The organism is Roseovarius sp. CAU 1744 (genome assembly GCF_039839345.1).
In the GTDB taxonomy this organism is placed as follows: domain Bacteria; phylum Pseudomonadota; class Alphaproteobacteria; order Rhodobacterales; family Rhodobacteraceae; genus Roseovarius.
Genome location: NZ_JBDOQV010000002.1, coordinates 13162 through 24139, shown reverse-complemented (window position 1 = coordinate 24139; position 10978 = coordinate 13162). Strand labels below are relative to the sequence as shown.

Annotated in this window: 6 protein-coding genes; 3 read left to right on the top strand and 3 right to left on the bottom strand. The window is 64.8% G+C overall.

What is annotated here, in order from left to right; genetic code table 11:
* Positions 1 to 70 precede the first annotated feature (70 nt).
* Both AAFO92_RS04010 and AAFO92_RS04005 read right to left on the bottom strand, forming a co-directional pair.
* Positions 71 to 1264, bottom strand: coding sequence for a DegT/DnrJ/EryC1/StrS family aminotransferase (locus AAFO92_RS04010; protein ID WP_347533373.1), 1194 nt, complete (start codon positions 1262 to 1264; stop codon positions 71 to 73).
* 177 nt (positions 1265 to 1441) lie between these two features.
* Positions 1442 to 2107 (bottom strand): HAD-IA family hydrolase, encoded by a 666-nt coding sequence (locus AAFO92_RS04005; protein WP_347533372.1) that lies wholly within the window; start codon positions 2105 to 2107, stop codon positions 1442 to 1444.
* 147 nt (positions 2108 to 2254) lie between these two features.
* Between AAFO92_RS04005 and glmU the strand changes: the two genes are divergently transcribed.
* From glmU to AAFO92_RS03990, 3 genes are read left to right on the top strand one after another with little or no spacing between them, the layout of a single operon-like run.
* A complete protein-coding gene (gene glmU / locus AAFO92_RS04000) occupies positions 2255 to 3610 on the top strand; it encodes a bifunctional UDP-N-acetylglucosamine diphosphorylase/glucosamine-1-phosphate N-acetyltransferase GlmU (RefSeq protein WP_347533371.1) in 1356 nt (451 codons plus the stop codon).
* Positions 3610 to 5433 (top strand): glutamine--fructose-6-phosphate transaminase (isomerizing), encoded by a 1824-nt coding sequence (gene glmS / locus AAFO92_RS03995; protein WP_347533370.1) that lies wholly within the window; start codon positions 3610 to 3612, stop codon positions 5431 to 5433. The genes glmU and glmS overlap by 1 nt, the downstream gene beginning before the upstream one ends.
* Positions 5430 to 6113 (top strand): DNA alkylation repair protein, encoded by a 684-nt coding sequence (locus tag AAFO92_RS03990; protein WP_347533369.1) that lies wholly within the window; start codon positions 5430 to 5432, stop codon positions 6111 to 6113. Before glmS ends, AAFO92_RS03990 begins: the two co-directional genes overlap by 4 nt.
* A gap of 15 nt (positions 6114 to 6128) precedes the next feature.
* Here AAFO92_RS03990 and AAFO92_RS03985 read toward each other — a convergent pair whose 3' ends face one another.
* Positions 6129 to 10970: a hypothetical protein gene (locus AAFO92_RS03985; RefSeq protein WP_347533368.1), complete on the bottom strand. Its 4842-nt coding sequence runs from the start codon at positions 10968 to 10970 to the stop codon at positions 6129 to 6131.
* Positions 10971 to 10978: the final 8 nt, after the last annotated feature.

The following is a 10978-nucleotide window of genomic DNA, read 5'->3' as shown; positions in this document are numbered from 1 at the left end:
GTTGTTCATTTATAGCGCGCGGAAGTGAGTCGGGTCAATCCCGCAAATCAATGCCTCGGCAAGGACGTGGTCAGGTCGCCTGCCAGACCGCGCCCACCTCGGCGCGGATGATCCGGGCGATCAGGGCGCAATCCTCCAGGCTGAAAGTCAGCGGCAGGCGCATGTCGATGATCCCGCGCAGGATCCGGTCGGTTTCCGGCATCGGCTCGGACGGGGCATAGCGCCAGCTGTCATAGCGGCTGGTAAAACCGGTGGGTTCCGCCCCGCCGAACCATTTCAGCTCGACCCCGCGTTTCCGGCAGCGCGTCAGGACATCTGCAATCGCTTCGCTGGTCCAGTCGAGCAACAGGAACTGGATCGACGAGCCCACGTATTTTTCCTCGGTGGGGCGGTCGATCACGGTCAGCCCGGGCGTGCCGCGCAGCCCCTGTTCGACACATTCATACCGTGCGTTCCACGCCGCGCACTGGCTGTCGAGCATCTGCAACTGAGGCCGCAGGATGGCCGCCCGCAGATGATCCATGCGGCCCGAGACATTGGGCGTGTCGTATTTCACCCGTTCGAACATGTCGGGCGGCGGCACGGTGCCGTTGCGTTCATAAAGCATGTAGGAACCCGACAGGATGGTCGCCCGGGCCATCACCTCGTCATCGTCGGTCACGAGGAAACCGCCCTCGCCCGAGTTCATGTGCTTGTAGGTCTGGGTGGAATAGCAGCCGATCAGCCCGTCCCGCCCCGAGGCGCGCCCGTTCCACGCCGCGCCCATCGTATGCGCGCAATCCTCGATCACGGTGATCCCGGCCTGCCCGCAGATCGCCATCAGCCGGTCCATGTCGCACAGGTGGCCGCGCATGTGGCTCAGCATCAGCACCTTGGCCTGATCCGCCTTGGCCGCCAGATCGTCAAGGTCGATGGTCAGCCCCGCCGTCACCCCCACAAAGACCGGCACCGCGCCGATGCTGGCGATGGAACCCGGCACCGGGGCCAGGGTAAAGGCATTGGTCAGCACCTTGTCGCCCGGCCCGACCCCGACCGCCCGCAGCGCCGTGGCCAGCGCATAGCCGCCCGAAGCCACGGCCAGCGCGTATTTCGCGCCAAGGTAAGCGGCGAATTCACGCTCCAGCAGACCGGTTTCGCCGATCTCCCCCTCGGCCAGATTGTAGCGATGCAGCCTGCCGCTGCGCATCACTTCGAGCGCGGCCGCGATCCCGTCATCGGGGATCGGCTCCTGTTGGGTGAAACTGCCTTTGAAAATTTCCGTCATGCTCCGGTTTTGGGGCCGCGCGGCGCGCAGGTCAATGCCCGATACCCGCCCCGCCCGCTTCATCGGGAAACCCGCAACCCGCCTGCGCCTTTCCCGAACCTGACCCGTTCGAAGCCGTCAAAATGCCCGGCGCGGGGTGGGCGGGTGGGCGCGACGGGCATTTTGACCGGGATCAGATCACCCGATCAATGCCTTCACGACCCCCGGCAATTCATCGAAATGATCAATCGTGGCCTCGGGGGCCAGCGCGATCACATCGCCGCCATTGGGACCAAAAGTCACCAGCACCGACGGAACCCCCGCCCGGCGCGAGGTTTCGCGATCGGTCTCGGTATCGCCCACCAGCACACAGCGCGTCCTGTCGCCGCCGGCCCGGCGCACCGTCTCGAACAGGGGGGCGGGGTCCGGTTTGCGCACCGTCAGGCTGTCCGCCCCGATCAGCGCGTCAAACAGGTCTAGCGCCCCCAGGCGTGTCATCAGCAGCCGCGCCAGGTATTCGGGCTTGTTGGTGCAGATCGCCACCGCGTAACCGTCGCGGCGCATGTCTTCGACGCATTTGATCGCGTTGGGATAGAATACCGTATGGGCATCAATGGCCCCTTCATAGGCCTCCAGCAGCAGCGGGTAATAGCGATCGATCACCGCCTCCTCGACACCATTTCCCAGACGCTCCAGCCCCAGCCGCAACATCGCCCTTGCGCCGCGCAGCGCGGTGCCTGCATCGCGCCCGGGCTCCAGCTGATCCTTCTCGCCCATCTGGCGGAAACAGGCATTCGCGGCGGCAATCAGATCGCCGCTGGTATCCGCCAACGTCCCGTCCAGATCGAAAACCACGGTTCTCATCCCGCCTGATTCTCCCTTGTTTCAATGGGATAGGCGGTTTTTCGCTACCACCTGTCACATCCCGCAATCTTGTTTGATCCCGCACCACCTTGCGCCGGACCGCGTTCCGGATAAAACGGGCCGGGCGTAATTACAAAGAGAAACCGCATGAGCACCGCGCTGATCATCCTGGCCGCAGGCAAGGGCACCCGCATGAAATCCGACCAGGCGAAAGTGCTGCACCAGATCGCCGCGGCGCCAATGCTGGTCCATGCCATGCGCGCCGGCCAGGCACTGGAACCCGACGCCACGGTGGTTGTCGTGGGACATGATGGCGAGGCCGTCGCCAGCGCGGCAAAGGCCCATGACCCCGGCGTCCAGATCGCCCGGCAGACCAAGCAGCGTGGCACCGCGCACGCGGTGGCCCAGGCCGCCCCGGCGCTGGCGGATCACGCGGGCGATGCCATCGTGCTCTATGGTGATACACCGTTCATCAGCCAGGACACGCTCTTGCGCATGGCCGAGGCGCGCAAATCGCATGATGTGGTTGTCCTCGGCTTCAACGCCGCCGATCCCGGCCGATATGGGCGGCTGGTGATGAACGGCGACACCCTGGAGCGCATCACCGAGTTCAAGGATGCCGACGAGGCCACCCGCGCCATCACCTTCTGCAATTCCGGCGTGGTCGCGGCCAGCACGAAACACCTTTTCGACCTGATCGACGCGGTCGGCAATGACAATGCCTCGGGCGAATATTACCTGACCGATATCGTTGAAATCGCCCGCGAAAAAGGCCTCGGCGCCACCGCCATCGCCTGTGACGAATCCGAGACGATGGGCATCAACTCGCGCGCGGAACTGGCCCTGGCCGAAGCCGCCTTTCAGGCCAATGCGCGGGCGCGTGCGCTGGATGACGGCGTCACCCTGCCCGCCCCTGACAGCGTGCATTTCGCCTTTGACACGGTGATCGGACGCGATGCCATCATCGAGCAGAATGTCGTCTTCGGCCCCGGCGTGACGGTCGAATCCGGCGCCCGTATCCGCGCGTTTTCGCACCTGGAGGGCTGCCATGTCTCACGCGGCGCGACCGTGGGCCCCTATGCACGCCTGCGCCCCGGCACCGAACTGGCCGAGGACACCCGCATCGGCAATTTCGTCGAGGTGAAGAACGCCATCATCGACGAGGGCGCCAAGGTCAATCACCTCAGCTATATCGGCGATGCGCATCTGGGCGAGGCGACAAATGTGGGCGCGGGTACGATCACCTGCAACTACGACGGGGTGATGAAGCACCACACCGAGGTCGGCAGGAATGCGTTCATCGGCTCCAACACGATGCTGGTGGCGCCGGTCTCGGTCGGCGATGACGCCATGACGGCCAGCGGATCGGTCATCACCAGGAATGTGCCCGACGGTGCCCTGGCCATCGCCCGCGCGGCGCAGGAAAACAAACCGGGCTTTGCACGCAAGCTGTTTGAAATGCTGAAGAAAAAGAAACTAAAACGCGATGAGAGGGCGGGATAATGTGTGGAATTGTCGGGGTTCTGGGCCATCACGAGGCCGCGCCGACCCTTGTCGAGGCGCTCAAGCGGCTGGAATATCGCGGGTATGACAGCGCCGGGATCGCCACAATCAACCTGGGCAAGCTGGACCGCCGCCGCGCGGTGGGCAAGCTGGTCAATCTCAGCGACCTGCTGGTGCATGAACCGCTGGCTGGCAAATCCGGTATCGGCCACACCCGCTGGGCCACGCATGGCGCGCCCAACGTGTGCAACGCCCACCCGCACCGCGCCGGCCGGGTGGCCGTGGTGCATAACGGGATCATCGAGAATTACCGCGAGCTGCGCAAGGAACTGGCGGATCAAGGTATCGGTTTCGAGACCGATACCGACACCGAAACCGTGGCCCTGACAGTGCAACGCTACCTGTCCGAAGGGGATACCCCGGTCGAGGCCGCACGCAAGACCATCGCCAAGCTTGACGGCGCCTATGCGCTCTGTTTCCTGTTCGACGGCGAGGCCGATCTGCTGATTGCCGCCCGCAAGGGCAGCCCGCTGGCGGTGGGGCATGGCGATGGCGAGATGTTCGTCGGTTCGGACGCCATCGCGCTGGCACCCCTGACCGACCGGATCACCTATCTGGAAGAGGGTGACATGGCGGTGATCACCCGCGCCAGCCTGGAGATCACCGATGCAGGCGGCAACATCGCCAACCGCGAAATCCGCAAGGTCCAGATCGACAGCGCGCGGGTGGACAAGGCCGGGCACAAGCATTTCATGGCCAAGGAAATCTCGGAACAGCCCACGGTGATCTCGAATGCGCTGAATTTCTACCTCAACAAAGAGGGCAACGACATCACCCTGCCCGGCGAAGGCGTGGATTTCACCAGCATCGACCGCCTCGTCATGGTCGCCTGCGGCACCGCCTATTATGCCTGCCTGACCGCCAAATACTGGTTCGAGCAGCTGGCCCGGATGCCGGTCGAGGTCGATATCGCCTCGGAATTCCGCTATCGCGAGCCGCCGGTCATCCCCGGAACCGCCGCGCTATTCGTCAGCCAATCGGGCGAGACCGCCGATACGCTTGCCGCCCTGCGCTATTGCGAGGACAAGGCCGACAAGATCCTCTCTGTCGTCAATGTCGCCGAAAGCTCGATCGCGCGCGAAAGCAACCTGGCGCTGCCAATTCATGCCGGAACCGAAATCGGCGTTGCCTCAACCAAGGCCTTTACCTGCCAGCTGACGGTGTTGCTGTTGCTGGCGCTCAAGGCCGCGCGGGCGCGCGGCACCATCAGCACGGATGAATTTGCCGACAAGCTTTCCGCCCTGCGTGCCCTGCCGGGTACGTTCAACCATGCCTTCGACCAGAACCCGCAGTTCAAGAAATCCGCCCGCCGGCTGGCCGAATCCGAGAACGCGCTGTTCCTGGGCCGTGGGGTGATGTATCCGCTGGCCCTTGAGGGGGCGTTAAAATTGAAAGAAATCAGCTATATACATGCCGAAGCTTATGCGTCAGGAGAATTGAAGCACGGCCCCATCGCGCTCATCGACAAGAAAATGCCCGTTGTCGTCATGGCACCGCGGGACAGCCTGTTCGACAAGACCGTGTCGAACATGCAGGAGGTGATGGCGCGGGGCGGCAAGGTGATGCTGGTCACCGATGCGGCAGGCGCGAAAGAGGCGGGTGAGGGCGTCTGGCAAACGCTTGTCATGCCGCAGGTCGATCCCGTCCTGACCCCGATCCTCTATGCCCTGCCCGCGCAGTTGCTGGCCTATCACACCGCCGTGGCCAAGGGCACGGACGTGGACCAACCGCGCAACCTGGCGAAATCGGTGACCGTCGAATGACACCCGACCAGGCACTTGCCGCGATGACGGCCCTGATCGAGCCGGGCCGGGCCGAGGGCATGGCCGCCTATCACAAGGTGCCGCGCCGCTATCTGGGCATCGCCAACCCGGCGCTCAACGAACTGACCAAGGAATGGCGCGGGCGGCTTTCGGTCGATGAACGCGTCGCGCTGGCGGATACCCTGTGGCAGACCGATATCTTCGAGGCCCGCCTTGCCGCGGCCAAGCTGCTGACCCAGGCGCGTATCCGCCCGGATGACGCGGTGTGGGCGCTGATCACGTCCTGGGTGCCGGATTTCGACAGCTGGGCGATCGCCGATCACGCCTGCATGGCCGGTCAGAAACGCCTGATCGCCGATCCGTCCCGCCTGGACGAGGTCGAGGCCTGGACCCGCGCGGACAGCCACTGGACCCGCCGCGCGGCGATGGTCATCACCCTGCCCTGGACCAAGCAAAACCACCCGAAACCCGCCGATGCCGCCATTCGCGAGCGCGTTCTGGGCTGGGCTGCGGGCTATGTCCGGGACGAAAACTGGTTCATCCAGAAATCCGTCGGCTGGTGGCTGCGCGATCTGGGCAAGCACGATCCCGACCGTGTCCGCGCCTTCATGTCCGAGAATGGCAGCCGGATGAAACCGTTCGCCCGGCGCGAAGCGGAAAAGAACCTGCCAACGCTCTGACGGCAAGGGGTTTCGTCAGAGCGCGTCCACGTCGATCACCTCGGCAAAGACCAGGCGTTCTTCGATGATGCGGCGCGGATAGGTGCCGGTGCCGACCTTCTGGTTGACGATGTTGTCCGAGTAGAACCGCTCAAACTCCCGCACCACGACGCGGCGGGGACCGTCGCCTGCGGTTACCTTGGCCTCACCTTCCCAGAAAGCCGGGTCAATGACGAAGGGATCGAACACGCCCAGCGTGCCCGCCACCGCCATCTGACCGGCCTGGGTGGCCAGCGCACTGGCCATCGGCTGACGGGTGTTCAACCCCAGGACTCCGACATTGACCGAGCTTGCCAGCCTGACCGTTCCGCCAGAGCGCGGCCGCACGATCCGGCCCGGCCCGAAGGGGTCACGTTCGGGAACGCGGCCCGAGACTCCGCCGGGAATACGCCCGGGGGTCACGACGGGCGGCCTGCCCGGCGGCTCTTCGGGTATCGGTTCGGGGACGCGGTCGGTGATACGCCCGGTGTCGATGATCGACGGGTCCAGATCGGGCCGGACGGTGATCACCGGGCCGCCGTCTTCCTCCTCCTCCTCCTCCTCGCCCACGACATGCTGGGCAAGGATGGATACATCCTCCCAGCCAAGGTCACTATCCATTCCCGGCTGCTGCTCCTGCAAGACCATCTCGACCCGGTTGCGCCCGGTCTCGAACGGGCCGTTGAGGAAGGAAAGACCCTGATAGGCCGAGTCGCGGGTGTAATGCAGCGGGCCGCTCAGCGGATCGGGACCATGCAGCGACACCGACAGGGTGTTCCCGTCCTTGCGCGCGATCAGCTTGCGCCGTGGCAGGATCTGGCTGAACTCGGCCAGCACCACCTTGGAAATCTTGGCGCCGGTCAGCGCATTCGGCTGGTATCGGACCAGTGCCAGGCGCACGAAGGGCATGTAGGTGGCGCCGGGGCTGAGCTCGATGTCGCAATACCAAAGGCCACGATCGCCATCCCAATGCACCCGATGCCCGACGATCCGCGCTGCGGGCGCGCCCGGTTTCTCCTGCAGCTTGATGCTTTCGGCGGTGACACGGGCGGGAAAATCCTGATCCCGGATGGTCTGTTTGGGTGTCGCCGTTTCCCACAGCGGATCGGTGCCCCATTGCGTGACCAGCTTTTCCATATCCTCGGAAATACTGCTGAAATTGGCGTTGTTGGAATGCAGGACCACGCCCAGCAACTCTCCGTCCCCAGAGGAGAACCAGGGCCGGTCCAGCCAGACGCGCAGCCCGTTGCCGTATCTGGTGGCGTCATGCCTGCCCTCGGAATTGGAGCGGGTCCATTTGAACGTCGGCACCACGTAAAGCAGCTTCGGATCCTTGGGCGCCGCGGTGGACGGCACATAGCTTTGCGCCTCTGATCCGCCCGCCTGACGCAGCACGGGCGCGCCGGGGTCATCCTCGGCCGGCAGTGCCACGGCCGGGCCCTCGGCAACCGGCCCCAGGCGCGAGATCAGCTCGGGCTGGTCATACATGGACGGCGGCAGATATTCGCGGAACCGGGTGGTGGCACGGGTGCGGTATTCGATCAGCCGGAAACGGCTGTCGCCCAGCTCGTGCACATCACCGCGCACCGCCTCGGGATCGGCCAGCTGGTTGTCAACCGCGCTATCAAGCGGGAACTGGTTGGCGTGATTGTCGGCCAGGCGCACTTCGCCCAGCTGCCCGCTGAAGGCCACCCGCTCCGGGCCGGGCCGGTTGATGTCATCCACCCATTCGTGCCAGCGCGCCTCGATCTCGAACTTGCCGGTCGAGGGGCCGTGCAGCCGCACCAGGTCGCAATGCAGCGTCACGTTATGCTCGCCCGGGCCGCGCGCCGGGGTCATCTTGATGAGCTCGGGCTGGCAGACCGGCTGCTGCGTGGCATGGACCATCGTCAACCCGCGATAGGGCGTCATCAGCCAGTTCGCCCCCATCGCGGCGGCCTTCATGCAGTTTTCGCCCGCATGTTTGGTCTGCGTCCAGCGGGGAATGCCGAAATGATGCAGATAGTCGGGATGAACGAAGCTGGCATAGCGCAGGTGCAGGATCTGCCCCTTGGCCAGGTAAAGCGTCAGAACGCGGTTTTGCGCGTCCCAATCCGGCCTGCCGTCATCGGCAAAACTGACCTTGCAGGGCAGATCGGTATCGTTTTCTGCACGCTCGGCCAGGACCAGGCGGAAACCGCGGCTGTCGGGCCAGTCATGGCGATGTCTGACCAGCAGGATCAGTTCGTTGGTCTCGTCACTCTGCACCACGCGGCATTCCTCGCCCAGCTCCAGCCCCGCGTGGATGCCGGGGATGTGATGGCCGGGAACGGCGCGGATCGCGACACCGGCGGCGGCCCCGTCGGGCAGGTAGGGCGTGGCCAGATCGGCCTCGCGATGAAGGATATATTGCCCGCCCGCCATCCGGTCGCCCACCGGGTTATCGGCGCCGGGCAGCTCGGGCGGCACCGCGGAGGTGGTCGCGACATCGGCCACCGCCTGCGGGGTTATCAGCTCGATCTGGCTGCCGGGCACGGGGTCATAGAGCGAGCCTTCCTCGCGCGCGGCAATCTCGTAGCCCTGTTTGGCCGCCTGCCAGCCGCCGCCAAGATAAGGGTCGAAAAGGCCGTGAACCTCGCATTGCTGCTGTGAGGATTTCGGCGGCACCACGTGGCGTTCGTTTTCCTCCACATACGCGAAATCGGCCGAGGCCGGCAGCGCGATCGCGTCCTTGAAATCCTTGGTCTGAAGATAGCCCGCCGTGCCCACGTCCCAGTTCGAACGGATCACCATCCGCTCCAGCTGCTCTCCTTCGCTGACCCGCTCCCGGTGGATCAGAACCGGCGGATCGACCGGCTCGAACCGCCAGTAGCCAACCGCGTCGCTGGCCTGCTCCAGCGGTTCGATGGACGGGTCGTCAATTGCCAGCGAGTTGCCCGCCAGGTCCACGTCCCGCGCCCGCACGCGGTACAGCGAGCCAAAGCGCAGACGCGGCAGCGATCCCTTCAGCGCCTTGAAGGTCGCCGCCAGCCCGTTGCCGTTCTCGGCGGTGTCGGTCACATCGGCGGGCACCTCGGCCTGAAGGTTGTTATCCTCGTTGGTCTCGGACCTGATCACCTTGCCGGGGCGCGGCGCCACCAGCGACCAGCCCGACCAGCGAAACAGGCTTTCGTGCATGTAATGCTCGTCAGCATCGTTCACATCACCGCTGAGCGACGCGCCCGAGACATAGCCCTCATCCGGCGGGAAGTTCAGCTGGACATCGTTTTTCAACGCCCGGTAGCTGCCCTCGCGGGCGCAAAGCGGCTGCCATTTGCCGGGCTGGATGAAATCCGGCACCCGCGCGATGTCCACCCGATGCCCGCGATGGACGTCTTCGGCGAACAGCACAACGTTTTGCGCGTTTCCGTTGACGATCTCGGTGTTCTTCAGGTCCGAAGCCGCCGCCAGCTTGGCCAGTTTCCCGGCGCGGCCGTGCTGCGAGATACCGATACCGCAGCTGCGCAGCGCCGCCATCGCCTGACGGTCGCCGGTGGTATAGGTCACCTCGCCGTGCTTTTGCCTGATCGACAGGCTCTTGGTCAGCAAATTCTGTGCCGTGAGTGTGAAATTTACCGTTTTCAGCGCGGCGCCGTCCGGATCGACCTGGTAGAGGTCGAACAGCCCCTCCTTCTCGTCCTTGCGATGCGCACCCCAGCCATCGTCGGAACCTTCCAGCCGCAGGAAACCGTCGGCGTGATCGTCGGTGCGCGGGCGGGCAACGAAACGGTCGCGCTGCGCCTGCCAGGCGGTGCGCGGGCGGGCATCCTTTCCGGGGGGATCGCCGTCCCACTTGATGCCCAGCTGCATCTGCCCAACCCCGGTGCCGCCGCCCAGCTGGATGCGGTCCCTGATCGTACCCTTGTCGGCAAAGACGAGGTCGATCACCAACCCCAGGCCGCGCAGCAGCGCGCCGTGGTCCGCATAGGATGCCACCATCTGGTGAAAATCGTATTCCGGGGCCTCGGGGGGCGGGGCGATATCCTGGAAATCCGGGCGCAGCTTGGCCTTTTCCGCAGCGGTGGGCCGGTTGCGGCGATAGAACCTGTCCGCCTGGTAGAAGGTATATTCGTCCTTGCTGGCGAAGTTGCTCATCAGCCCCGCATCGGCCCCGGCAAAGGCCGGATCCTGCCAGTCGGGCTTCATCACCCGCAGGGATTTCTTGGAATGGGTGTGCGGCGTGTCGGTATCCACCTCGACGCCGGGGGCAACCACATCCATGTCATAGACCGGTTTGCGGCCAAAGACGCGGGCTGTCACTTCTTCCTCGAATCCGTCGGCGTGGAACCGCGAGAAACCCGGCAGCGGCACCTCGATTTCGCGGTCGCCGAGGGTCACCTTGTAGGTCCGCGTGCCGATCCCGGTCAGCATGTCCTTGACCCCCGCGTCGGCATCGGACCAGGGCAGCAGCCTGGGATGTTCCGCGCCGTTGTCGGCCGCCAGCCGGCCATAGTGATCGCGGGCAAAGGACAGCACGTTCTTGACCGGGTAGGAATGCAGGTTGACCGTGCTCATGTCCTTGTAGACAAAGCCCGCCACGGGCGTGTTGTCGTCGAAGAATTCTTTCCACAGCCCCGTGTCAGGCTTGCTGATCCGTTCCAGCGGCACCTTGTCCATGCCCACACGCAACGAAAACTGCGCGCGCTCCAGCGTGCCGGGCCAGTCCAGCCATTCGCCGAACGCCGCAAGGGTCTGTTCATTTGCGGCCTCTGGTGTCAGCCGCGGCGAAACCACCACCGAGATCCGCCATTTGCCCTTGTGTTCCCCCTCGCGCACCCGGCCATAGGGAAGAGCGGTCCAGACGATCAGTTGTTGTGCCATCTTCTCCC